22 protein-coding genes are annotated in these 24,162 nt (G+C 45.2%); 13 read left to right on the forward strand and 9 right to left on the reverse strand.

All coding sequences use genetic code 11. The features are described 5' to 3' along the window. Positions 1-598: 598 nt before the first annotated feature. On the reverse strand, positions 599-1,351 hold the full coding sequence (locus ASD24_RS07765) for an MBL fold metallo-hydrolase (protein WP_056694036.1): 753 nt from the start codon (positions 1,349-1,351) through the stop codon (positions 599-601). A 131-nt stretch (positions 1,352-1,482) separates the two neighbouring features. Here ASD24_RS07765 and ASD24_RS07770 point away from each other — a divergent pair, with 131 nt between their 5' ends. Continuing rightward, positions 1,483-1,908: an Lrp/AsnC family transcriptional regulator gene (locus ASD24_RS07770; protein ID WP_056694038.1), complete on the forward strand. Its 426-nt coding sequence runs from the start codon at positions 1,483-1,485 to the stop codon at positions 1,906-1,908. Between the two features lie 67 nt (positions 1,909-1,975). Here ASD24_RS07770 and ASD24_RS07775 read toward each other — a convergent pair whose 3' ends face one another. From ASD24_RS07775 to ASD24_RS07785, 3 genes are all read right to left on the reverse strand, one after another. Continuing rightward, positions 1,976-2,500: a hypothetical protein gene (locus ASD24_RS07775; protein ID WP_056694041.1), complete on the reverse strand. Its 525-nt coding sequence runs from the start codon at positions 2,498-2,500 to the stop codon at positions 1,976-1,978. Between the two features lie 79 nt (positions 2,501-2,579). After that, on the reverse strand, positions 2,580-4,325 hold the full coding sequence (locus ASD24_RS07780) for an ABC transporter ATP-binding protein (RefSeq protein WP_235540461.1): 1,746 nt from the start codon (positions 4,323-4,325) through the stop codon (positions 2,580-2,582). An 85-nt stretch (positions 4,326-4,410) separates the two neighbouring features. Continuing rightward, on the reverse strand, positions 4,411-6,153 hold the full coding sequence (locus ASD24_RS07785; protein ID WP_056694046.1) for an ABC transporter ATP-binding protein: 1,743 nt from the start codon (positions 6,151-6,153) through the stop codon (positions 4,411-4,413). A gap of 378 nt (positions 6,154-6,531) precedes the next feature. Between ASD24_RS07785 and ASD24_RS07790 the strand changes: the two genes are divergently transcribed. The 3 genes from ASD24_RS07790 (at position 6,532) to ASD24_RS07800 (ending at position 9,996) form a co-directional block, all read left to right on the forward strand. Then, positions 6,532-7,458 (forward strand): S-layer homology domain-containing protein, encoded by a 927-nt coding sequence (locus ASD24_RS07790; RefSeq protein ID WP_056694049.1) that lies wholly within the window; start codon positions 6,532-6,534, stop codon positions 7,456-7,458. Positions 7,459-7,660: 202 nt separating this feature from the next. Then, a complete protein-coding gene (locus tag ASD24_RS07795; protein WP_056694052.1) occupies positions 7,661-7,990 on the forward strand; it encodes an ArsR/SmtB family transcription factor in 330 nt (109 codons plus the stop codon). Between the two features lie 197 nt (positions 7,991-8,187). Further along, positions 8,188-9,996 carry a SulP family inorganic anion transporter gene (locus tag ASD24_RS07800; protein WP_056694057.1) on the forward strand — a complete coding sequence of 603 codons (1,809 nt, stop codon included), beginning with the start codon at positions 8,188-8,190 and terminating at the stop codon, positions 9,994-9,996. 75 nt (positions 9,997-10,071) lie between these two features. Here ASD24_RS07800 and ASD24_RS07805 read toward each other — a convergent pair whose 3' ends face one another. Then, positions 10,072-11,592, reverse strand: a complete 1,521-nt coding sequence (locus ASD24_RS07805; RefSeq protein WP_056694061.1) for a glycoside hydrolase family 43 protein — start codon at positions 11,590-11,592, stop codon at positions 10,072-10,074. A gap of 204 nt (positions 11,593-11,796) precedes the next feature. Between ASD24_RS07805 and ASD24_RS07810 the strand changes: the two genes are divergently transcribed. Then, on the forward strand, positions 11,797-12,663 hold the full coding sequence (locus tag ASD24_RS07810) for a helix-turn-helix domain-containing protein (RefSeq protein ID WP_056694064.1): 867 nt from the start codon (positions 11,797-11,799) through the stop codon (positions 12,661-12,663). 76 nt (positions 12,664-12,739) lie between these two features. On the opposite strand, the gene ASD24_RS07815 is transcribed toward ASD24_RS07810, so the two are convergent. The 4 genes from ASD24_RS07815 to ASD24_RS07830 all read right to left on the reverse strand — a co-directional run bounded on the left by ASD24_RS07815 (position 12,740) and on the right by ASD24_RS07830 (position 16,090). Further along, positions 12,740-13,342, reverse strand: a complete 603-nt coding sequence (locus ASD24_RS07815; RefSeq protein WP_056694066.1) for a YdeI/OmpD-associated family protein — start codon at positions 13,340-13,342, stop codon at positions 12,740-12,742. An 18-nt stretch (positions 13,343-13,360) separates the two neighbouring features. Then, positions 13,361-13,870, reverse strand: coding sequence for a DinB family protein (locus ASD24_RS07820; RefSeq protein WP_056694070.1), 510 nt, complete (start codon positions 13,868-13,870; stop codon positions 13,361-13,363). Positions 13,871-13,961: 91 nt separating this feature from the next. Further along, the gene (locus tag ASD24_RS07825) at positions 13,962-14,882 is read right to left on the reverse strand and encodes a helix-turn-helix transcriptional regulator (protein ID WP_056694408.1); all 921 of its coding nucleotides are present in this window, start codon (positions 14,880-14,882) and stop codon (positions 13,962-13,964) included. Positions 14,883-15,172: 290 nt separating this feature from the next. Then, positions 15,173-16,090, reverse strand: a complete 918-nt coding sequence (locus tag ASD24_RS07830; protein WP_056694073.1) for an ArsR/SmtB family transcription factor — start codon at positions 16,088-16,090, stop codon at positions 15,173-15,175. Positions 16,091-16,638: 548 nt separating this feature from the next. On the opposite strand from ASD24_RS07830, the gene ASD24_RS07835 reads away from it, so the two are divergent. From ASD24_RS07835 to ASD24_RS07870, 8 genes are all read left to right on the forward strand, one after another. Then, the gene (locus ASD24_RS07835) at positions 16,639-17,982 is read left to right on the forward strand and encodes an ABC transporter substrate-binding protein (RefSeq protein ID WP_056694076.1); all 1,344 of its coding nucleotides are present in this window, start codon (positions 16,639-16,641) and stop codon (positions 17,980-17,982) included. Between the two features lie 176 nt (positions 17,983-18,158). Beyond that, complete coding sequence (locus tag ASD24_RS07840; RefSeq protein ID WP_056694078.1) at positions 18,159-19,049, forward strand: carbohydrate ABC transporter permease; 891 nt, start codon at positions 18,159-18,161, stop codon at positions 19,047-19,049. Positions 19,050-19,076: 27 nt separating this feature from the next. After that, positions 19,077-19,919 carry a carbohydrate ABC transporter permease gene (locus tag ASD24_RS07845; protein WP_056694081.1) on the forward strand — a complete coding sequence of 281 codons (843 nt, stop codon included), beginning with the start codon at positions 19,077-19,079 and terminating at the stop codon, positions 19,917-19,919. Positions 19,920-19,972: 53 nt separating this feature from the next. Continuing rightward, positions 19,973-21,394 (forward strand): arabinan endo-1,5-alpha-L-arabinosidase, encoded by a 1,422-nt coding sequence (locus tag ASD24_RS07850; RefSeq protein WP_056694410.1) that lies wholly within the window; start codon positions 19,973-19,975, stop codon positions 21,392-21,394. A 59-nt stretch (positions 21,395-21,453) separates the two neighbouring features. Next, entirely contained in the window at positions 21,454-21,720 is a 267-nt protein-coding gene (locus ASD24_RS30555; protein WP_056694083.1) for a hypothetical protein, read from the forward strand. A 103-nt stretch (positions 21,721-21,823) separates the two neighbouring features. After that, complete coding sequence (locus tag ASD24_RS07860) at positions 21,824-22,099, forward strand: hypothetical protein (RefSeq protein ID WP_056694086.1); 276 nt, start codon at positions 21,824-21,826, stop codon at positions 22,097-22,099. A gap of 14 nt (positions 22,100-22,113) precedes the next feature. Then, positions 22,114-23,097: a glycoside hydrolase family 43 protein gene (locus tag ASD24_RS07865; RefSeq protein WP_056694089.1), complete on the forward strand. Its 984-nt coding sequence runs from the start codon at positions 22,114-22,116 to the stop codon at positions 23,095-23,097. Between the two features lie 214 nt (positions 23,098-23,311). Continuing rightward, the gene (locus ASD24_RS07870) at positions 23,312-24,157 is read left to right on the forward strand and encodes an EcsC family protein (RefSeq protein ID WP_082560326.1); all 846 of its coding nucleotides are present in this window, start codon (positions 23,312-23,314) and stop codon (positions 24,155-24,157) included. Positions 24,158-24,162 lie beyond the last annotated feature (5 nt).

A 24,162-nucleotide genomic window follows, 5' to 3' on the forward strand; every position in this document is an offset into this window, starting at 1 on the left:
AGAATAAACTGATTGAAAATGAGTAAGGCCAAAGGTAACACTGATGAGAAATCAGTAAGCGCGCACAGACATAAGCTGGACTGGGCACGATCATTCTTGTGTTTAACTTAAGTTAAATGCCCGACCGAGAGGGAAGTAAAGAGGGACGTCAACGAGTTAATGTCTTCCTTGAATCCAAAAAGCTGGATGCGAGTTATTTATCGCACCCAGCTTTTTTCATGTTATATACAACAATTAGGTTAGGTCAGGCTATCGAATGCTGGGAAGATAAGGTGGGATAATCCGCAAGGTTGCATGTAGGTAACATGTAGGTATCAAGGAAACAAGGTAGTACGCAAAGAAACGGTGTCCGTTGAAAATGGGGTACACAGTCCAGTGCTAACGTTCTAACGAACCTAGGCAACGTTATTGTGCCCATTAGCACCAAAGTAGAATTTTAAACGAATCTGAGACACGCTATTCTGGCAAAAAAGGTGGATAAATTCCACGAAAAGTGTGCTTAGAGCAGGAATAACGTGCGTAGGATTCGTTAGAATTTTAGATTAGCTCACAACCGCCCAATAGCGTGTCCTGAGTTCGTTACCTCAAACCTCAAACCTCAAACCTCAAAACTCTCACCGTCAAGCGGGATGAGTACCTGACCATCCAACTGCTCGGATGCCAGATGGTTGGCGAGATCAGCGCGGGATACTACGCAATGGTTAATGGCATCCATATGCACTGCGATTACATGAGCAGCAGGTGCATGTTGTTTCACAGCAACAACGTCATGCTCGTCCATCGTAATGGGATCCCCCTCATTGAAGCGTGCACCCCCAGCATTCACAACAATAACGTCTGGAGTATACTGATGAATTGCCTCAGCAGGCTCCTCGCACCAGATCGTATCACCGGCAATATACGTGACGGGTTCACCGTCTGCTTCCAGAACGAAGCCGGATACGTTGCCCATACGTTTACCAATCTCACCCGTACCATGGTGACCAGAGGTGCGAGCGAATCGTACCGAATGATGCTCATGTTTATCTTCCACAGCCGTTACGTCGGTGAACCCCGCATTGGTAAACACATGCTCATCTCCAGGCTGGCATAACAGCGGGATATCTTTGCGGAGATGCTTCGCGGCAGCTTCATCCCAATGATCTGGATGGGTGTGAGTGACAATCAACAGATCAGGGTTGAGGTAATCTGTTTCGGTTTCTGGCAGGCTCACTCTCGGGTTGCGCAACTCATTTGGGGTGTTCGGAAATCCAGGCATGGATTCAGCATCCATCAACATCGGATCAACTAGAATGTTCAGACCTCCATATTCCAGCCACAGCGTAGCATTGCGGATCAATTGAAATTTCATTATATTTGCACTCCTTCGGGTTGTTGAATAGTATTATCCTATATGTTATACAACCCGATTAACGTCGTACATAACATGATGAACGGAAATAGATCGAACTCATTTCAAGTTGAAAGGATTGTAACAGCCGGATGAATGAAACGATAGATGACACAGATCTGCGTATTTTACAGATTCTTATTCAGGACGCCAAGCGTTCTCACAAAGAAATCGGAGAAGACGTTCACCTGACTGGACAGGCCGTAGGTGCAAGAGTGCGCAAGTTGCAGGATCTGGGCGTGATAGAAGGGTATACAGTAAAATGGAACCCAGAACGTCTTGGCCTCGGGCTTCAGGCATTTGTTACCGTATTCATGAATTCGGGTGATCGGCACGCTGCTTTTCGGACGTTTATTGCTTCGCGTGAAGATATCGTTGAAGTGCATCGTATTAGCGGAGAAGGCTGTTACCTGATGCGGGTTCGCACCGGAACGACAGAACAACTGAACCAATTACTTGAGGAACTTTTACACTATGGAAACTATAAGATGAGCTTGTCCATTCGTGTGGAGAAATGAAGCTGTGGTGACTATCCTTGTTGTGAAGCAGAGCACCGCGTCCAGTCAGCTGTACGCGGTGAGCAGGTCATAACGATGACGTATATCCATCCTCCCGTGGATGCTTATTACGCAATGTTTGCTGAAGCAGGTTGATTGCTTCATCTCGTTCCTTTTTGCTAAGCAAATGATCCGTTGCAATGTGGTGCCGTGTGCCGTCATTTAGGAATAGGACAATCATTGGTGAAGACGACAAGATCCACTTGCTAAAGTGATACGAGGACAATTCAATTTTGCGAATTTGTTCCCAACGGATATTACGTTTACCGCACAGGATGGCTTCATCATTCCAAGACAGTAACACAGGCGGCTGCTTGACGAATCGAGCTCCAAACATCAGGCATAACGGGCCGATGAACCATATGCCCAGAACGGCTGCGATCGAGTAATATAATGTTTCCAGTTTGCCAGATAGCCCATCATATATAAACCATAACAGTAGAATGCACAGGATTATAAACAGCAGACACAGTGTTCCCTTCCAGAGAGCTGTGAATCGTCGGTATCGAATGTGCTGTATATTCGAAGTTAGTACTGTTGATTCTGATTCCATGTTCAATTCATCCTCCTTTATGACCATCATATAACGAAATATGCCGCTCTGCGAGGCAGGCGGCATATTTCATATTCGTTTATCCCGAGGCGGCGTTATTCTCTCCAGCTTCTCGAGCATGTTTATACAAGTCAGCATATACGCCTTTGGCGGCGATAAGTTCTTGATGTGATCCTTCCTCGACAATCTCGCCATTCTCCATGACGAGAATCCGGTCAGCATGCATGACAGTGGAGAGTCGGTGTGCAATGACAATCGTTGTTCGTCCTTGAGATACAGTTTCCAGGGCTTGCTGTACCAGTTGCTCGGTATGGGAGTCTAGATTAGCCGTTGCTTCATCCAAGATGAGCACGCGAGGCTCGAATACCACAATCCTTGCAAACGATATGAGCTGTCGCTGTCCAGCTGACAATCCGCTGCCTCGTTCAGATAGACGTGTATCGTATCCATCAGGCAAACGCTCAATCATCGCTGCTGCTCCGACAAAACGGCAGGCTTCAATTGCTTTTTCCCGCGAAATATCCTCGCGGAACATTCGTACATTATCGATAATCGTTCCCGAGAATAGAAAGGGCTCCTGCTGAATTAAGCCAACGATTCGATGAAGATTGGCTTGGGGGATTCGCCGGATATCTGTACCATCGATTTCAATACGACCTGCCTGAACATCATAGAAGCGATTCAGTAGAGAGATCAGTGTGCTTTTGCCTGCTCCCGTTGTCCCTACAATGCCGACCATTTCTCCAGGATACAGATGCAGATTCAGATGCGCTATCAGTGGACGATCTGGTTGGTATCCGAACGATACATCGTTAAAATCAACTTGACCCATCACATGCTGTGGCTCAAGTGTATGTGCATCTTGGGGCATGGGATCCGCGACTTCAGGACGGGTGCTTAGAATTTTCCAGATGCGATCCATGGATACCGTAGTAGATTGGAACGTGTTCCATTGCATCGTAATCTGGTTGATCGGCTGAAAGAACTGGCGGATGTAGCTGATAAAGGCGTAGAGTACACCTACCTGTAATGACTCGCCAAGGACTGCCCGACCTCCTAACCAAACCATCATGACCAGTGCGGCATTGCCCAGAATATCAAATGTACGGTTGAAAATGACATTGGAACGAGCCTGAGTAATGTTGGCTTGCAGGTGATCCTGATTTTTTTCCGAGAACCGTTTCTTCTGTTCTTCCTCCTGATGAAAAGCTTGAATGAGGAACATGCCGGACAAGTTCTCAGCGGTAAACGCAATCAGACGAGAGAGACGTGTGCGTGCGTTCTGATAAGCTTTTCGTAGTCTGCTTCGAAATAATACGGCAACTATAGCGATAATCGGTAACACAATGAGTGAATACCCTGCTAGTACCGGGTCTAGTTGAAACATGAAAAAGATAATGAGAACGAGCATCATGCCATCCCGAATCAGACTGAGCAGCACTTGCGTGAAGAAACTGCTGATCGTTTCCGTATCGCTGGAGACATTCGTAACCAGGCTGCCAATATGAAACCGATCAAAAAATGACATCGACATTTTGGAAATATGCCGGAATAGGTCTTTGCGAATACGAGAGACGATATTCTGGCCAACATGTTGCAATAGATTATTTTGTACATAAGTAAAAACAAAGCTGATGACAGCTAAGCCTAAATAAATGGCTGCGAGTTGAACCAGAAAGGCAACACTTGTTTGACCTATCGCAAGATGGTCATCGATCGCAATTTTGACTAAATAAGGCTGAAGTAAGTCAGCAGAAATGCCGAGTAGTGAGCACAAAAAGATTCCCAAAAAGGTAAGTCTATGCGGTTTGGCATATGCCATCATGGCTTTGAAGGAAGTGCGCTTACTCTGATCTGGTTCCGTTGTTGTTGTGGTTGTTGTAGTTGTTATATCTGCATCAGGTTTATGGTCACTCAAGATGTAATCCCTCCTCCTGCAAACGATACGTTGCGGCATATAACCCATTCGCTGCCATCAACTGGGAGTGGGTGCCTTGTTCTGCGATACGCCCCTGGTCAAGCACAATGATATCATCTGCATGACGGACCGCGCTGATCCGATGTGAAATAATCAAAGTTGTTTTGCCTTTACCGATCTCACGTAGACTTCGCAAAATGCCACTTTCAGTAACGGCATCCACAGCACTCATGCTGTCGTCCAAAATGAGCAACTCGGCTTTCTTAATTAATCCCCGAGCCAAGCTGGTACGTTGGCGCTGTCCACCAGATAGGGTAAGTCCGCGCTCGCCGAGTAAAGTATCAAAGCGGTCTGGGAAACGTGTGATATTATCGTAGATCATCGCTTGCTTCGCGCTGTGTTCAACGGTACCGAGCGACGCATTACGGTCGCTGAAGGCAATATTGTCTCGAATGGTGGTGCTGAATAAGAATCCATCTTGCGGAACATAGGCAATGCGGGATCTCAGGCTCTCCAGTGATAAAGCACGAATATCTGTACCATTCATGCGAATCGTGCCCTCTGGTGGTTCGTATGTACGAAGTAACAACTTGACCAAGGTGCTCTTGCCTGAACCAGTTCTGCCTACGATGCCAACCGTACGACCTGTACGAATATTCAGTCGAATATTACGGAGCGAAGGAGAAGAACTTCCTGGGTACGTAAAAGTCAGATGGTCAATAGAGATATCGCTTACCTTATCAAGCGGCTGAGCCCCTGAACGTTCCCGTACATCTGGTACTTCTAGGAGCAGATCATTGACTCTCTCCAGTGAAGCTCCAGAGCGTTGCACGGTATTAATAACATTACCGATCTGCTGCAGCGGCCCCATAATAATACGTAAATATAATGTCAGCGCTACAAAACTACCGAGCGTGATGGAATTCTGCATCGTTAGTATGCCGCCAACGAGCAGTGATACAACGAGTGAAATGGCACCGAGTAGCGGAAGTAGAGCCTGGAATAGAGACGACAGGCGTACTAAGCGCAATTGTTTTGCTTTGATTGCATCAACGGTTGTGCCAAATCGCTCCTGAGCAACGTCTTCAATCGCAAATGTTTTGGTAACCCGGATGCCACCCAGCTGTTCTTCGGCAGCTTCGGTCATATTCGCCAGAGCCTCTTGCACGTCGCGGGAGCGCTTTCGAATGCGCGGACCAAAAAATACGACCAGAAATGGGATGGCTAATAACGGAATTACACTGATCAGAATTAAGCTCAAAGGAATTCCACTGAGCAGCATCATGACAATGCAGGACAACAACAGGAATGTTGCATTTGTCATCAATGTCACACCGTTGGAGATGGCTTCACGTACTGATGTGACGTCGTTCATTACATAGCTGAGCAGCTTGCCATTACCTTGTTTCGAAAAATAGTGCTCGCTCAGTTCGGAAAATTTGCTGAATATTCGCTCACGTGTCATGAATTCAAACCGACGGCCAAGCTTCATAATCATGAATTGTCCTGTACCAAACAGTAAATTATAAGCGATGGCAATAGCCAGTAAGGAGAGGCTGTACTGAACGACGGTGTCCATCTGAATTTTATGTTGCATTAACTGATCCGTGAAGCTGCCCAGAATTCGGGGCAAAGATGCCTGACCTACATTGGAGGCAATGATTAGAAGGATCGCGACCAGATATACAGGCCAGTTGGCAACCACATAGCCTCGTAATAATCCTGTCTTGGACATAAGATAGGTTCTCCTTTGTTCAAATAAGAAGTGTCTTCGGAAGCGAAGTCAGCAAAAGGGCCGACACCTGAGATTAGCGCGCCGTGCCCTCTTACTGTATGCAATCTAGTTTGTAATTTATCCGTCATTCAATGAATTTCTCTATACTTATTTTTGCTCTATTCCGTACGGATGTCAACAAAGCAAGTAAGCATGGACGCAGGAAAATGGGGCGAAATAGAACGGATATAAAACGAATATGGAAAGGATCAAGGAACGTTGTGTGTCTCTCATTATTCATCCTAAAGTCGATTTGGTGAAACATTTTTGAACAGTATCCCGTCTGTAGGATTGAACAGGTAAAAAATAGGCTTTACTAATCATAGGAGGTGCCAAGGCATGAAACATAAAAAAGGATTGGCGGCAACGCTTGCACTATGCGTGTCATTAACGGCAGGAGGTGCTTCGGTACTCGCTTTTTCAGATGTGAAGGATGAAGGACAAAAAACAGTGGTAGATACGTTGAAATCCAAAGGCATTGTGAACGGTGTGACCTCAGATCTATTCCGTCCAGATCAGGCGTTGTCAGAGCCACAAGGTGTGCAGTTAATTGTGAAGGCATTTGGTTTGAAAAATGAATATGCTGCTGCTTCCGCAGCTCAAAATAAAATTAGTCCAGACACATGGTATGCTGATGCTGTACAGGCTGCAACGCAGAATGGTCTGTCCATTCCGGTGGAGTTGAATCCGCAAGGGGAGATGACGCGTGAACAATTTGTCATTTTACTCCACGAAGGTATTAACACAACGGGCAACTATCCAGTGATCATGAAGTATAATCTTGTGAATGACGAAGATAAAATTGGTAAGGACGCCAAATCTGCGATCCAGAATCTGCTGAATATGAACATCATTGAACTGGATAAGGACGGTAATTTCCGTCCAGATCAGTCGCTTACCCGTATGGAGGCTGCAAGCATGATCTTCAATGCACTTGAATTTGTGGATTCGCATGGGAATGGTGGTTCGTCTGAACCTGCTCCAACCGATCCGGATCAGGGTCAACAAGGAATCGTACCAAGCGTGACAACGACGAAGGTTGATGATAAAACGACGAAAGTTAAGCTGACGGCTGAAATGCCGCATCCTGGTTATGGCTTGAAGATTGATGATGTGAAGCTGGAGAAGGATGGACGTGCGATCGTGCTCTACACCATTGTTCAGCCTGATCCTGACATGATGTATCCAATGGTTATTACGAATGTAACTGCTGAAACAGACATTCCAACAGGCTACACAGCAGAAGTACAGCCATCAGGTAAGTAAAATTAGAATGTTGCTATTCTGTAGTTCAACTTATAGAGATAGGAACATAAAAAAATAGGAAATTCGTTGAAGCTGCTGTCTGTATTATACAGGCGGCAGCTTTTACCTTGTTCATTTTGTGTTATTTGTATAGTGAAACTTATGATCATATCTATGTTATGATCTTTGTATATTCAAAAGTTTGAATGAAGGGGTATAACGTATGAATCAGAGCATACAACAGTTTAAATCGGACTTTTTCAAAGCTTTAGCTCATCCTATGCGAATTCAAATTCTGGAGTTGCTGAGCGAAGGAGCGAAGAATGTTAACGAGCTGCAAAGTATCCTGGGATCAGAAGGCTCCGCCGTTTCCCAACAGCTGGCTGTATTACGTAGTAAAAATGTTGTGCAGGGTCTGAAAGAGGGGACTACGGTCATATACTCTCTGCGGGATCCTTTGATCAAAGACTTACTGGAGGTTGCCAAACAGATTTTTGACAATCATTTGGTGGATGCCATTTCGATGTTGGAAGATATCCGCAAAGAAACATAAACGTGTTAGGGCAAGTTTTCAGACACGTCTTAAACAAGAGGAACCTGAAGTTGAAGTAAGTTCGGGAACTTCTTGTTTTTCTGCATGTAATCAATGTCTCAGGTGTGAGCAGTACGATTGACAGCATGCTCACAGGGGCGTAGTCTTTTTGTTATATTCAAATATTCAAATATATGAAGAAAAGAAGGTTAAGCCAGATGAAATGGATGGGGAGATATGCAGGGTATAATGGATCTTCTTTTCGAAAGGATATGTTATCGGGATTAATTGTAGGTATCATTGCTATTCCACTCGGTATGGCGTTTGCTATCGCTTCCGGAGTTAAACCGGAGTATGGTTTGTATACAACTGTGATCGCAGGGATTCTTATTTCCTTGCTAGGCGGATCCAAGTTCCAGATTGGCGGGCCGACAGGGGCTTTCATTCCCATCCTCTTCGCCATTGTGATGCAATATGGGTATGAGAATTTATTGATTGCCGGAATCATGGCCGGAGTGATGCTTGTACTAATGGGGCTGTTTAAGCTTGGGGCGTTAATCAAGTTTATCCCACGACCCGTAACCATTGGATTTACGGCGGGGATTGCCGTCATTATTTTCAGTGGGCAGATTGCTAATTTTCTAGGACTACATGGGATTGAGAAACATGAAGATTTTTGGTCCAATATGAAAGAAATCGGAACGCATATTTCAACCGTTAATATATATAGTCTGCTGACAGCAGGCAGTTGTCTGGCTGTTATTCTGCTTGTGCCTAGATTTGCGCCAAAGGTGCCTGCGTCACTGGTAGGTCTGATTCTATCGACTGTAGTCGCAGCATTGTTTTTTGAAGGACAGGTGACTACGATTGGATCGTCCTTTGGTGCGATATCAAGCTCTTTGCCTCAATTTCATGTGCCTGAGATTACTTGGGAGCGAATCGTGAACTTGCTGCAACCCGCTTTTGTCATCGCCATGTTGGGCGGAATCGAATCGTTGTTGTCTGCTGTTGTTGCCGATGGTATGACCGGAAGTCGACATAACAGCAATCGGGAGCTTATTGGGCAGGGGATTGCTAATATGGTGACGCCATTATTTGGTGGTATTCCTGCAACAGGAGCGATTGCACGTACAGCGACGAATATTAAATCTGGAGCTGTGTCACCATTGTCTGGAGTTATTCATGGCGTAGTAGTCCTACTGGTAATTGTTCTGTTCGCACCATATGCTTCCCACATTCCACTTGCCAGTATGGCTCCAGTTCTGATGATGGTTGCCTGGAATATGAGTGAACGGAGATCGTTCATGCATGTAATGAAAACCAAAACGAGTGATTCGCTCGTTCTGCTCATTACCTTTTTATTGACCGTATTTACAAGTTTAACGACGGCTGTAGAGGTTGGCTTGATTATGGCTGTCCTTTTATTTGTTAAACGGATGAGTGAGATGTTGAAGGTTGCCAAAGTGCTTCCTGATCCCAATCATAAACATGAGAAAGTCATGGACTACATGGTTCGCGAAGGACATGATTGTCCACAGATAAACTTGTATACGATTGAAGGGCCGTTATTCTTTGGTGCAGCAGATAGGTTTGAGAAGTCGGTCATGGATGCGATTCAACGGCGACCGGGTATTTTGCTGTTGCGCATGGGTAAGGTACCCTTTATGGATACGACAGGTGAATCCAATCTGGCTCATGTTGTAAAACATATGGAGAGATTTAGGGGAACGGTTTTACTTTCAGGTATTCAGGCACAACCATTGGAGATGCTGAAGAAAACAGGCTTGATAGAACGGATTAGTCCTGATCATATGTTTGAGCACACGGGTGAAGCCATCAATTATGCATTAACGCATCTGGATGATCAGAAATGTAAGGGTTGCAAACATTTTGCCTTTCGTGAATGTGCTGCATTGGCAAGCGCTGGAACCGATTCAGAACATATGATTAAGCTGAAATCAGGAAAGCGTGTCGAAGCAAATAGCCCTATTAATCCACTGAAGATAGATGAAACTATGGGACATTGAAGCTGCTGTCTGTATTGTATAGACAGCAGCTTTTTGGATTGAAATTGTACACTTAAAAACAAAAAATAATACCGATTACACTTCCTCCAATGGTTCATAATCGAACCAATTGAAGCTTGCAGGTGCGCCATTTCCTGATGGACTGCTGGCATACATCGCAGCGATGACTCCTGTGAAACCGCCTGCTACTTCAGTGGAGAGCAGATGTGTCTCACCTGAGCCAACCTCCAGTTCTGGAGATGAATTTTGCTGAATGGAGAAAAGGAATTGCTCAGGCTTAGTGTGAATCTTCAAAATTACGGGGCCAGCCTCACAAGCAACCCATTGCTCGGTTCTTAGGGAGCCGACTGTGCGACGGAGTAGGATCTTTTTCTGCCCGTTTACCTGTTTGATCGCCAGATCATAATGATATTTGGGATTCATATACAAGGTTAAGCCGGCTTCTTCACCGTCCTCTTGTGGCTCAAATGTTAATTCAGTTGCAATATGGGACGTAAAATGTGTCAACCGGCGACCGACAAAAGCAGGATTACCTACATCATCAAGGGAAACTGCGGTTCCGCGCAGCACGAGCTGACCAGGTTGTTCCTCTAACGACCAGCTTCCGGGTGCAGGGTTACGCAAGAACATCCATTCCAAACCAAGTGTTGGTTCCTTAAAATCATCACGCACGCTTGGTGCTGCCCATTGTACTTGAGGTAGCTCAGGCGCATCCATAACAGGTTTGATGTTCCCATTGTCCCCAATGATCGGCCAGCCTTCATCCGTCCAAGTCACAGGTGCAAGAAATGTCTCTCGTCCCAGGTGATGGCGCATCGGATAAGAAGGGGGACGGATACCAAGGCAGACAGCCCACCACGTTCCATCCTGTGCCTGAACCAGATCTGCGTGCCCAGCGGCATGGATGCTGCTCTTCATACTGCGATTCGATAGAATTGGGTTGTGAGGACATGCATCAAATGGTCCGTATGGATCGGTGCTCCGTGCGATGGTTTCCATATGACCATATTCGGTACCACCTTCGGCAAGCATGAGATAATACAGATCGTTAATTTTGTACAGATGGGGCGCTTCTGGGGCAGCTCCGCCTGTTCCGCGCCAGATGAGTCGGCTATCTGTTAGCTGCTTCCCGGTAATGATGTCGATCTCGCACTGATATATTCCTTCGCCTTCATCGCCATTTTGCGCGGATTGGAAATACACACGACCATCATCGTCGAAGAGCAGGGAAGGATCTATGCCTCCCTGTGCAACAAAAATCGGATCAGACCATGAGCCTGCTGGATCTTGGGTGCGCACAATCAGGTTTCCACCCGCGCCGATATTGGTCGTTGTCATGTAGAACCAGCCCTCATGGTGACGGATGGTTGGTGCATATATGCCGCCGGAACTCCACGCTTTACTTAGAGGGAGTTGTGTTAGCGAGGTTAGACAATGTCCAATTTGTTGCCAGTGGACAAGATCCTTACTGTGGAAAATAGGCACACCCGGAGAGTATTCAAATGTACTTGTTACCAGATAATAATCTTCGTTTACGCGGCAGATACTCGGATCGGGGTAAAAACCTGGAATCACCGGGTTCGTATATTTTGTCATGTTAGGCTCCTATTCATATGAGAGTTATGGATAACTTACGGCACATTGACGGATCTGAGCTACCGTCTGGCGTGAACGCCTCATTCGCAGTGCCTTGTTATAAGGAAAAGTATAGCGGTTACAACCGCCCTTTACCTTGATTTTTCGGACTTGGAGTAGCATGATATAGACATACGAACCCAACATTGTTCGGAGGGAATGCTTTTGAGTAATGCATATCTGAGATGGTTTACGTCAGATAAGGAATTCCCGTTTTTCATTCAGTATGGTGGGCATGAGACAGATATGGAGCTTCACAATCATATGGATTTCACGGAGCTTGTGATTGTTTTGAATGGTCATGCGACCCATGTTGTGAGTAACGAGGAGTTTTTTATTAAGAAGGGAAATGTATTTGTCATCAATGGCGTGACACATCATGCGTATATCGACCCTCATGATTTTAGAATATGTAACATTATGTTCAAGCCTGACATGCTTTCATCAACGGGGCCTGATTTGAGGAAGTCGAATGGATTTCAAGCGTTGTTTGTGTTGGAACCGTTTTATCGTCATATCCACTCGTTCCCCAGTCTGCTTGCCTTACCTATTTCTAGTCTGGAATATATTGAAGCGCTGATTTCATTCATGGTTGAGGAATATGAGGCGAAGCAGCAAGGGTATCAGACGATGCTGATCGCACGTCTAACGGAGATGGCAGTGTACTTGTCGAGGCAGTATGATACCCAGGAGAAGGGTGGCAGGGGCAATAATCTGATGCATCTAGCCAATGCCATTTCCTATATTGAGGATCAGTATCTGAAGCCATTATCGCTGGAGGATATTGCGGGAAAATCAAACATATCGATCAGGCATCTCAATCGGATCTTTCGATCCTATTATCAGATGACGCCTATTTCGTATGTACATAAGCTGCGTCTAGAGAAGGCATGTCATCTGCTGAAAAATAGTAATCTGTCCATCACCCAAATCTCGTATGATTGCGGATTTAACGATAGCAATTATTTTACTCGTCAGTTTAAGAAAGCCTATGGTGTGTCTCCCAAAAACTACAGGCAGAATTTGAACTGATCAACGAAAAAGATCTCCCATAGTACGGGTTCAAAAGCGGACTTTATGAACAACCTCTTATGGGAGATTCTCTTTTTTATATTTTCGTGATATTGGTGAATTCTTCATAGTGATAATCTAAGAGCCGTCCATGATCATGCCACTGACCGTACATCTGGTTTGCCTCCGTATGGGCGATTAATTTGTCCAATCTGTGCTGGAATAACACGGACTGATGCTTCACGCTTTGGATTGTATCGATTCGAACCCGCTGGTAGAGAGCCGGGAATGCCAGGAAATTGGTATATATCATGGGACTCACTTTCAGTCTTCGCTCAATAACATCATCAATGATGAACGCATTGGGATCCATCTCAGGTAGAACCTTTCTACCTTCGTCATGCATGAGTCCCAGCGTTTCAAGGCGACGAACACGTTCTTTGTTTAGCTCAGTCCACGAGCTTTGCTTGCTTCGGGGAGATAAGCGTTGCACTAGATGATGCTCGGATATTTTTTTCTTAATTCCATCAATCCAACCATAACATAGCGACTCTCCTACGGCATCCAAGTACAACAGTGTATTTGGGCTTGGTTTGAGACTAATGGTTACCCAGCAACACGTCTGAGTGCTACCATGCTCATGTAACCAGGCTCTCAATTCTTCTCTTGATGTAGCAGCCAGATGATTATTAATTTCCACAGTTCATTCCACCACCATCTAATCTATAGCAGGTTTAGCATACCAGAAAAGACTGTAGTCATTCATAATAGAGGCATGGCCTAACTGACGAAGCATCGTAGAGATGTTCCCCCGATGGTACGTTCCGTGATTAATCAGGTGAAAGACAATCTCTGCAAGGCTCGTATCTCGAATTCCCGCGAATGGATTATCCAGCAGAATCGTCTGTTCCAGATCGATGTGATCGTGAAACCACGTTGTATATTGCTCTGATAACTCTGCATATCGCTGGCCATAGTCCTCCACTGAATCGTATAGCTCTTCATTCCGTGGCATGCACATTTGTAGAGCTTCGGGCATACTGACACCTGTTAAGACTAGATACCACATTTGATCAACAGCATACATATGACTTAGTGCGTGAGCAATGGTGGGAAATGAACTATTCACCTCCTGATGTAACACGCTGTCTGGCAATTCTTGAATCCTCCCCAGAATGGTGTGTGTGGCCCATGTGTGATATTGATACATTTCTTGCGGATGGTTCATGTGATCATCTCCTTAGAATAGTCGTGAAGTGCAACTAACTTACTGAGATGATTATAAAAAAAGAAGTATGACAACAGCATGTCATACTTCTTCAATGTGATTTTTCATAAGGTTTAAGCGCGTTTTGAAGCTCTTCTCTTAGGATATCTCGCAGTTCAACAGGTTCAAGTACCTCTGCACCACTACCTAAACTTAACAAGATCGAACATAACCAACGAGCTTTCAATGGCTGGTGAACTGCGATTCGCATCGTCATGCTTCCATCATCATGAAACTGTTTGTCCGCTTGTTGAAAGTGATCCATGGCTTCCGCGAGTGCTTCAGGATTAACCTTGAACACCACTTCTGTTGTCTGAATTTGCAGCGAGTCATCCCATCTAGTCGTTGGTTCATCCCTAGTAGAATGCGGTTGAAAAGTGTCAGAACTTAAGCTCACATTCATCATCCGAGAGAGTCGGAACTCCCGATAATCCTGACGTGTCAGACAGAATCCATATACGTACCAATTGCGATATTTAAAGTGTAGTCTGACAGGTTCCATTCGACGCGTGGTATGTTCGTTTTTCGTATTAATGTAATCGAATTGGATAATCCGATATTCTGTAATTCCTGCTCGCAGATATGGTAGGGCATCAGGTTCCGTTCGGCGTGTTTCCAGATCTATAGATAAACTTGATATCTGATGCTCCGGCCCAATTGTTTGCAGTCGCTCAATCGTTCCTTGGACGCGTCCGTCATCGAAGACAGTGGAGAGACTGCTGAGTACTGTAATAAGGGAATTGACATCGTATGAGCCGAGTAAGCTTTTGTCCATTTTATATCCATCAATGATGCCATATCCGCCTTTAAGTCCTTGATGAGAGACGACCGGGAAGCCAGCTGCACAGATGACATCAATGTCTCGATAGATCGTCCTTGGAGAAACGTGAAACTCTTCCGCTAATGTAGAAGCAGACAACACCTCATGGTTCAAGAGCTTGAATATGATCGAGATTAAACGTTCCAATTTCATCATGTATCCCCGCCCATTATCCCAGTTTGTTATTGCAGGCCATATTATATCACAGTGACATGAACAAGAAGGGATCTGCCTTCTACAGACCTCAAGGTAAGTCATTAATTGCTGATGCGCAAACTTAACTTAGCTACAACGTGAGATGAAAATAACAAAAAAAGAGTGCTGTTACGCACTCTTTCTAAGCCGCGATATTCCTGTGCTGATCCGTGATAATAAGCAGTAATACCAAGCAGTGATAGTAAGGAAGCTGGAGCTTTTTCTATCGGTGTTCATTCAAGCTTGTGTTAGTCTTCTTGTACGTTATAGAGCACACGGGCGAGTAGACCTTGGCCGTAATTGCCGAAATGTTTGCCAAAGATCGTGAGTCCCCGTTTGTTAACAGGTTCTTCTGTCACCGCAATGCGGAAGAGGATATCACTTTTGTAGTCCAGCCCAATATCATCTAACGTCACATCCGAAATGCGACAGCCGTCGATATAGCTACCTTCCTGCGTGATGCGAATCAGCTTCAGCATGCCATACTGATTAAGGTGAGGCGGCCACCAGTCTGGATTAAACGTTCCACGTGTATTGCCGAAATCACCTGGACTCGTCCAGCAGCCAATCTCGATACCGTTGATGTGAAAGTAAATATCCGAAGGGTAGTTATCGCAATAGCCGGGTGATTCCGAACCGAGTTCCATGGAGAGTTGAATCTCACTAAATGACTGATTCGGTTTCAGATAATTGGGAATGCGATACTCCAAATAACCTTCCGCAAGCCAGATCATCTCCGCATCAATCCGTAATGGATCTGCGAAATAACGTGGGTCATCGAATTCCCCAACGATACTGTCCCGAGTCGCAAGTCCACAAGTAGGAGCAGCCTGATAATCACTATAATGTCCCACTTGAATCTCTACTTCATAACGGTTGTTAATCTCCTGCGAACGCAGATCCACCATCAGCTTCTCCTCATTGAGATAGCAAATTTTCTGGATTCCATGTTTGCCGACAGCGGTATTTATTTCGATTAAACCGCTCTCCTCCAGCTTTTTGATATGCATTGTAATTGCTCCATTGCTAAGTCCCAGCTTATTCGCAAGATCATTGAGATTAAGGCTCTGGTTCTTCGCCAGTAGTTCAATGATCTGTATCCGAATCTCCGAACTGAGGGCTTTGAAGATGTTCACACCCGACTTCAGATCCTTAATATAAATCATATGTGTTGGTCCTTTCCCCGTTCACTGTTAGATAGGTTAGTGCACATTTCTATATTTTATTTTAGATAAGTATAAATGATTATAAGATAGATGGGAAGGGTAGAGCCAAGAAGCCTATCTTCTTTATTATCGTACGATTGATTATTAAAATGAAGGTTCGTTTATCAATGTAGTGTTACATAAAAACATTTAAATTGTTTCATTAATCTTTGAAATAAACCATTGAAAAGTATTGTAACCGCTTTTATAATTCTATTATACCTAAAATACTTTAACACTTCATGAATCAAATGCACCATTTGATTAAGAAAAGATCAAAACTTCCCTCTATCACCTTCCTGGTGTCAAAATTTCAAACGATGAAAATCATAGGTTAATCCACGGTTATGAACCCTAAGGAATGCTCCCAAACTTATTTTATTTCACAAAAATATAAAATGTTTTAATAAAGTATTGACTAAAGTGATTAGTGTTTGATAAATTTAACAACAGAAATCTTATTTCACGCAATTGAATACGGTTACAAATTCAGATCAGGAGGGGTTCAGATGTTAAAGAAAAAGAGTTGGGTCACGTTTATGCTTCTTATGCTGGTTACTGCACTTGTCTTAGCAGGTTGCGGTGGAGATAGCGGTGGGGCGAGCGGTAACAAAGAACTGACATTTATGTTCCGAGGCGGTACAGATGAACAGAAGGCTTATCAAGCGGTTGTCAAAAAGTTTGAAGAAGAGAATCCTGGTATCAAAGTTAAATTGATTGTAACGGCTGCAGATCAATATGCTACTAAGCTGAGAGCAGCGATCACGGGCAATAGCTTGCCAGATATTTTTTATTTTAACCCTGGTGACGTGAAAGCGTATGTGAACAGTAATGTATTGATGAATCTGACTCCTTATGTTGAAAATAACCCGGATGTGGATTTAAACAATATATGGAAATACGGTGTGGATCTATATCGTTATGACGGCCAAATGGCAGGACAAGGAGACCTTTACGGTATGCCGAAAGATCTTGGTCCATTCGCACTTGGTTATAACAAAACGTTGTTTGAACAAGAAGGCATTCCACTCCCAGACAAGGACAAGCCATATACGTGGGATGAGTTCATTCAAGTGAATCAGCAAGTAACGAAGGATACGAACGGAGACGGCAAACCGGATGTATTTGGTACAGGCTTCAACGTAAACTGGGCACTTCAATCCTTCGTATGGAGTAATGGTGCTGACTGGTTAGATGAGACCAAAACGAAAGTAACGATTGACGATCCGAAATTTGCGGAAGCGCTACAATTTTTCGCAGACATGCAGAATAAATACAAAATCACACCTTCTATTGAAGAAGCACAAACCCTGGATACGTACCAACGTTGGATGAAAGGGGAAATGGCATTCTTCCCTGTTGGGCCGTGGGATATGAGTACGTTTGAAGGGCTGCCTTTTGAATATGATCTGTTGCCATTCCCAGCTGGTTCTAGTGGTAAGTCCGCAACGTGGATTGGTTCCCTGGGTATCGGTGTTTCCGCCAAAACGAAATACCCTGAAGAAGCAGCTAAACTGGTAAATTACCTTACAGCTTCTAAGGAAGCAATGCAACAGCTTGTCGATGCCAAAGTACAAATTCCGAACTTGCTCGATATGGCTGATGAATGGGCCGAAGATACATCAACGAAGCCAGCGAATAAACAGGAGTTCATTGATATCGTTGAAGATTATGGTCGATCCCTTCCAGGGAACTATACGTATAACGCAGAGTGGTACGATTTGTTCTTCACAGACGTTCAGCCTGTGCTGGATGGCAAGATTACAGCCGCAGAGTATGTGAAACAGCAACAGCCGAAAATGCAGAAGTTGTTGGATAAAGCGGTAGAGCAAGAGAAAAAATCTCAGAAATAAGTTAATCAACGAGAGATTGCTAGAAAGCTTCGAGCGAGAAGCGAACTACACAAGGTGAATCAGAGTTAAGTTGGTAAGTTTCGTGTTGCATAGAAAGCGATGCCAGCAGCCTGCTATCACGCTGCTGGCATCATTTTTGGATTCCATACTTGATATTAGAAACAGGGGTGAGCGCAGTGAATACAAAGTCTAGCTTGTATCGCAAAGAGAGGCTGTATGGATATTTGTTTATTACACCTCCAATTCTCGGTCTGCTGATCTTTGTTCTGTTCCCTTTCTTATATTCGTTGTACGGTTCGTTCACGGATTGGGATGGCTTGGGACAGATGAACTTTATCGGTTTAGCCAATTTTAAAGATTTGCTCACAGATGATCTATTTTACAAAGCGATGTTTAACACCTTTTATCTGATGCTGGGGATTCCAATTGGATTGTTACTTGCACTCTTGCTCGCAATGGGCTTGAATCGCAAAATTCCTGGTACAACGACGTTCCGCGTGATCTATTATATTCCCGTTATTTCTTCTCTTGCAGCCGTTTCCATCATGTGGAACTGGGCTTATAACGGAGATTATGGATTGGTCAACCAGTTCCTTGCGCTCTTCGGCATTGAAGGACCTAACTGGTTGGCTAACAAAGATACAGTCAAACCAGCTCTTATTATTATGACGGTGTGGAAAGGTCTGGGGTACACCATGTTGCTGTACCTAGCTGCCCTACAAAGCGTATCACGTACATACTACGAGGCGGCTGAACTGGACGGAGCGAACGGGTTCCAGATCTTCCGTAACATCACCTGGCCGATGGTGAAGCCAGTGACCTTCTTCCTCGTGGTTACCAATATTATTGGTGGCTCCCAGATCTTTACCGAGATGAACATTATGACCCCTACAGGCGGTCCTGAGTACTCATCAGCGTCGATCGTTTTCTACATCTGGCAAAAAGCGTTCAGCAACCTGCAAATGGGTTACGCCTCAGCGATGGCCATGATTCTAGGTATTTTCATCTTTGTCATTACTTTGGTGCAATTCAAATTAAACGAAAGATCAGCCTATGATGGGGATTGATGGTCAAGGGAAAGGAGTGAACCGGAGATGTCTTACAGTCAAAGAAGGAAAGTAACGAACTCGATTATTTTTATCATACTCGCGATTGGTGCTATTGCGATGGTTGCCCCATTGATCTGGATGCTGTCCACGTCGTTGAAGGAGAAACAGGATGTATTTGCACTTCCTCCTGTGTGGATTCCAGAAGTGTTCCAATTTGAAAAGTATAAAGAAATCTGGGAAGCTGGCCCGTTGCTAAGCGGGATCAAAAATAGCTTGATCATTGCATTGAGTGTCACTGTGGTCGGTACGTTTACGTCCAGTATCGCCGCTTTTGCTTTTGCTAAATTGAGATTTCCACATAAAAACAAACTGTTTCTGGCTCTGCTTGCATCCATGATGATTCCTTATCCAACTGTCATGATTCCACAATTCATGATGTTCTCTAAGCTTGGTTGGGTAGATACACTACTGCCGCTGATTGTACCCGGGTTGTTCGGTAACGTTATTATGATCTTCTTCCTGCGGCAATATCTGCTTAGTGTGCCAGATGCAATAATAGAAGCGGCCAAAATTGATGGAAGCTCTTATTTCCGGCTCTATTCTAGCATCACCTTCCCATTGATCAAACCTGCGATTGCAGCACAGTTAATTCTGTGGTTCATGGGAATCTGGAATGATTATCTGGCTCCAATCATCTATCTGAACTCGCCAGAGAAGCAGACCTTACAGCTTGTTATCGCAAACTTCAATGCGACCTATGCGATTCAGACGGATTATCCGCTTATTATGGCTGCATCCATCGTTGCGTTGCTCCCAGTACTCATTGTCTTCTTAGTCTTCCAGAAGCAAATTATTGAATCTGTTGCGATCTCTGGAGTGAAGGGATGATCTCGTTGAAAAAGCGTGGCTGGAACATAAACAAGAGAGGAGTGGTTGCTTCAATGCTATTGTTCCTGTTGATTGGTGCGACGGGTTGTTCTGGAGAGGGGGCAGAGGCAGATGTGCCTCGCCCAACCTTTCCTGCGGAACCACAAGATACCTTGCTGTATGACAATTCCATATTAGATGATGAGTCTCGTTGGACAGTAAATAATGCTCATGATCCAGCAATTATCAAAACAGATCAGGGTTACTATGTATATTCCACGGACGTTCGTGTTGCCGGAGAGCCTAAGCCTGGCGTGATGGTGCGAAAATCAGAGGATCTCATCAACTGGACATGGGTTGGTCAAGCCCTGCCAGGCATTCCGCCGGAAGCATTGGACTGGACAGGAGCCGTGAATTTATGGGCACCTGATGTTACGAAGGTAGGAGATACGTACCGCATGTATTACTCGGCTTCTACTTTTGGAAGCACGCGGTCAGCCATTGGTTTGCAGACGGCCACTTCTCCAGAAGGACCTTGGAAAGATGAAGGACTTGTAGTGAGCACATCGGAGAACGAACAGGATAAACTAAATGCCATTGATGCGAATCCTGTGTTGGATGCCGACGGCAATTCGTGGATGGTGTACGGCTCATTCTTCGATGGTATTTATATTGCGCCACTCGATCCAGATACGGGCAAGTTCAAGGAAGAGGGTTATGGTACTCGCATTGCCGCACGTGATCGGGCAACCGAAGAGGGTGCAGTAGAGGGACCGTACATCGTATATCATCCTGAATTCAAAAAGTATTATCTGTTTGTCTCATATGACTCCTTATTCGAGGATTACAACGTAAGGGTCGCGCGTGCTGATTCAATTACAGGCCCATACACGGATATAAACGGCATGAACATGCTGGATACAGATCATCTGCCGCAATACGAGATTGGAACAAAGGTGGTAGGGGGTTATCGCTTTACAGAGGGCGAGGGCTGGGTTGCTCCTGGTCATAACTCAGTACTGCAAGACGGTGACGATTATTACATCGTGCATCATGCTAGAGGTGAAACGGATAAAAATTGGCCGTACCTGCATGTGCGGAAAATGTTATGGACGAAGGCCGGTTGGCCGGTCGTCTCTCCCGAACGTTACGCTGGCGAGACGGTACAGGATATTCCTAAGTCTATGATTGCTGGGGAATGGGAAGGTATGGAGCTTGATCCGTCTGTCGACGGACAGGTTCAAGCGTCTCCATTCACCTTGCAGCGTAACGGCAAAGTCACAAGCGAAAACGATTCAGGTACGTGGACATTCGATGGCAAACACATACTCACGATTGAGTGGAAGGAACGTAACTCGAACGGAGCCTCCACAGAGGAGTTACAACTGCTCCCGTCGTGGGACTGGGAGCTGAGCAAGCCAACCCTTGTGGTCACAGGTCTGAATGACCGCGGCATTGCCGTATGGGGGAAACAACTGAGCGAAGAGAAAGAATGAGAACCTTATAGAAGCGCGCATGAATAAGCGCAAAGCTTCGCCTGGAGGGGCATCAAGCAGTGAAGGGGAAGGAAGGAGCCGAAGGAGCGTGTTTGTCATCGGATTTCAACTGCTGGAGAGCAGGTGGGAGGAAATCGGAGGACAAGAAAGGTGAAGGGGAAGGAAGGAGCCGAAGGAGCGTGTTTGTCATCGGATTTCAACTGCTGGAGAGCAGGTGGGAGGAAATCGGAGGACAAGAAAGCGACGCAGGCCCGTCATTCCCTGGAACGTCCGCGCTGCCCCTCACGCCTAGATTTGTTACTCATGTGCAGTCGACAGGAAGGTAGTCGACTATCCACAACCAATCGAGCCACAACAATGGTTCGATGAGAACCTTATAGAAGCGCGCATGAAGAAGCGCAAAGCTTTGCCTTGGAGGGGTATCAAGCAGTGAAGGGGAAGGAAGGAGCCGAAGGAGCGTGTTTGTCATCGGATTTCAACTGCTGGAGAGCAGGTGGGAGGAAATCGGAGGACAAGAAAGCGACGCAGGGGAGCGTGTTTGTCATCGGATTTCAACTGCTGGAGAGCAGGTGGGAGGAAATCGGAGGACAAGAAAGCGACGCAGGCTCGTCATTCCCCGAAGTGTCAGCGATGCCCTCACGCCTAGGTTTGTTCGTTTTCACCAGCTTATATTGTTCTCTTCGAACCAATGCATATTACATTTGAAAGGAAGCAATCTTATGACACAATCCATTACATTTACCAATCCTATTCTAGAACAGCGTGCCGATCCGTGGGTGTACCGCCATACGGATGGTTACTATTATTTCTCCGCTTCTGTACCTGCATTTGACCGGATCGAAATCCGGCGTGCGCGCACAATTGAGGAGTTGAAGGATGCGGAGCCAGTGACGGCATGGCGCAAGCGCGACACAGGACCGATGAGCGCCAACATCTGGGCGCCTGAGATTCATTTTATCGACGGGAAATGGTATATCTATTATGCCGCGGCACATACGAGTGAGACGAATGAAGGTTTGTTTGATCACCGGATGTACGTACTGGAAAATGAATCTGCGAATCCACTAGAGGGTGAGTGGGTTGAGAAAGGGCAGACGCGGACACGTTGGGAGAGCTTTGCTTTGGACGCGACGACGTTTGAGCACCGAGGCATCCGCTATCTCGTCTGGGCACAGAAAGATCCGGATATTCCAGGTAACTCTAACCTATATATCTCCGAGATGGAGAATCCGTGGACACTGCGCGGAGAACAGGTCATGATCTCTACACCTGAATATGATTGGGAGATCATTGGTTTCAAAGTCAATGAAGGTGCGGCTGTATTGCACCGAAATGGACGTATTTTCATTGGTTATTCAGCCAGCGCCACAGATTATAATTATTGCATGGGATTACTCACAGCAGATGAGAATGCCGATCTGCTCGATCCAGCAAGCTGGGTGAAATCGCCTGAGCCGGTATTCCAGACATGTGAAGCGAACGGCCAGTATGGCCCAGGCCACAACAGCTTTACCGTAACACCGGATGGGCAGACGGATATCCTCATTTATCATGCCCGTAACTACAAAGAGATCGAGGGAGATCCACTCTATGATCCTAACCGTCATGCCCGTGCTCAAGTAATCCACTGGAGAGAGGATGGTACACCTGATTTTGGTGTTCCTGTCCCCGATGGTAAAGCTGTAGCTGAAGTGGAACAATAATTAGATAGAATGTAAACGATAGAAGTAGCCCTTAGTCAGTATAATAGCTGATTAAGGGCTTCTCTCGTTAATGAAGGAAGAGGCTGAACTAACATAACGCATGAATTGAATCCGTTCTTGCACCTTTCACGTATACAACGTATAGATGAAGTTAATATGTAAATAGAACAGCTCTTGCTATAGTTCAATTGATATCATGCTAGGAGGACAATATATGGATTCGCGTGAAACTTTGGATCAGGAACTGCAACTGATTCATAAATGGGAGAAAGAGCAGAAGGACTTGTTCATTTGGGACAAAATCGGTCGTCTGCCATTTGCAATGCTGGATAAAGTTATGCCTAAGGCATTGAAAGATAAGATTGGAAATTCGCTCAATGAAGTAGGACAGTATGTACAGCATGGTGGTAAGTTTCTTGTTCAGAAGAAGAAGGTAGCGAAGCTGCTACAGGAGGAAGCTCAGCGAACAGGTCATTCGATGTTAGGTCATACGGATCGTCTTGAACGGGAAGCTGAGGAAGAAAGCACAACGAAAATTCACAGTGTCGAGAACCTGCCACTTGAAGTATTGGATCGTGTAGCTGATAACATCGCTGAGAGTCGTACCAAGTTTGCAGCAGCGCAAGGAGCGGCAACAGGCATTGGTGGAATTGTGACGATTGCTGCGGATATTCCAATGGTGATGGGACTTTCTTTAAAAGTATTACAAGAGATGGCGCTATGTTACGGTTATGATCCGGATGAGCCACAGGAACGCATTTTCATTGTGAAGTGTCTGCAATTTACATCGGCAGATATCGTAGGTAAGAAGGCAATCATTGATGAACTGGCAGACTACGAGAATCCTGATAAACAGGTTGAAGTGATGTCGCAAATGCAAGGATGGCGAGAGGTGTTTGAATCCTATCGTGAATCCTTCGGGTGGAAAAAGCTATTTCAACTCATTCCGATTGCTGGTATGATCTTTGGTTCAGTGAGCAATAAAAACACAATTCGGGATGTGGCTGAGACGGGGAAAATGCTGTACAAAAAACGGCTGATTCTGCAACGTTTGAAGTAAAATGG

This window comes from Paenibacillus sp. Root52, assembly GCF_001426865.1.
Lineage (GTDB): Bacteria > Bacillota > Bacilli > Paenibacillales > Paenibacillaceae > Paenibacillus.

Bases quoted from the DNA above. Each gene is read 5' to 3' on its own strand.
- ASD24_RS07775 (WP_056694041.1), bottom strand. From the start codon at position 2,500: ATGGAATCAGAATCAACAGTACTAACTTCGAATATACAGCACATTCGA.
- ASD24_RS07850 (WP_056694410.1), top strand. From the start codon at position 19,973: ATGCTATTGTTCCTGTTGATTGGTGCGACGGGTTGTTCTGGAGAGGGG.
- ASD24_RS07770 (WP_056694038.1), top strand. From the start codon at position 1,483: ATGAATGAAACGATAGATGACACAGATCTGCGTATTTTACAGATTCTT.
- ASD24_RS07785 (WP_056694046.1), bottom strand. From the start codon at position 6,153: ATGTCCAAGACAGGATTATTACGAGGCTATGTGGTTGCCAACTGGCCT.
- ASD24_RS07780 (WP_235540461.1), bottom strand. From the start codon at position 4,325: ATGATGGCATATGCCAAACCGCATAGACTTACCTTTTTGGGAATCTTT.
- ASD24_RS07825 (WP_056694408.1), bottom strand. From the start codon at position 14,882: ATGAAATTGGAACGTTTAATCTCGATCATATTCAAGCTCTTGAACCAT.
- ASD24_RS07845 (WP_056694081.1), top strand. From the start codon at position 19,077: ATGTCTTACAGTCAAAGAAGGAAAGTAACGAACTCGATTATTTTTATC.
- ASD24_RS07765 (WP_056694036.1), bottom strand. From the start codon at position 1,351: ATGAAATTTCAATTGATCCGCAATGCTACGCTGTGGCTGGAATATGGA.
- ASD24_RS07800 (WP_056694057.1), top strand. From the start codon at position 8,188: ATGAAATGGATGGGGAGATATGCAGGGTATAATGGATCTTCTTTTCGA.
- ASD24_RS07795 (WP_056694052.1), top strand. From the start codon at position 7,661: ATGAATCAGAGCATACAACAGTTTAAATCGGACTTTTTCAAAGCTTTA.
- ASD24_RS07805 (WP_056694061.1), bottom strand. From the start codon at position 11,592: ATGACAAAATATACGAACCCGGTGATTCCAGGTTTTTACCCCGATCCG.
- ASD24_RS07790 (WP_056694049.1), top strand. From the start codon at position 6,532: ATGAAACATAAAAAAGGATTGGCGGCAACGCTTGCACTATGCGTGTCA.
- ASD24_RS07820 (WP_056694070.1), bottom strand. From the start codon at position 13,870: ATGAACCATCCGCAAGAAATGTATCAATATCACACATGGGCCACACAC.
- ASD24_RS07830 (WP_056694073.1), bottom strand. From the start codon at position 16,090: ATGATTTATATTAAGGATCTGAAGTCGGGTGTGAACATCTTCAAAGCC.
- ASD24_RS07870 (WP_082560326.1), top strand. From the start codon at position 23,312: ATGGATTCGCGTGAAACTTTGGATCAGGAACTGCAACTGATTCATAAA.
- ASD24_RS07865 (WP_056694089.1), top strand. From the start codon at position 22,114: ATGACACAATCCATTACATTTACCAATCCTATTCTAGAACAGCGTGCC.
- ASD24_RS07835 (WP_056694076.1), top strand. From the start codon at position 16,639: ATGTTAAAGAAAAAGAGTTGGGTCACGTTTATGCTTCTTATGCTGGTT.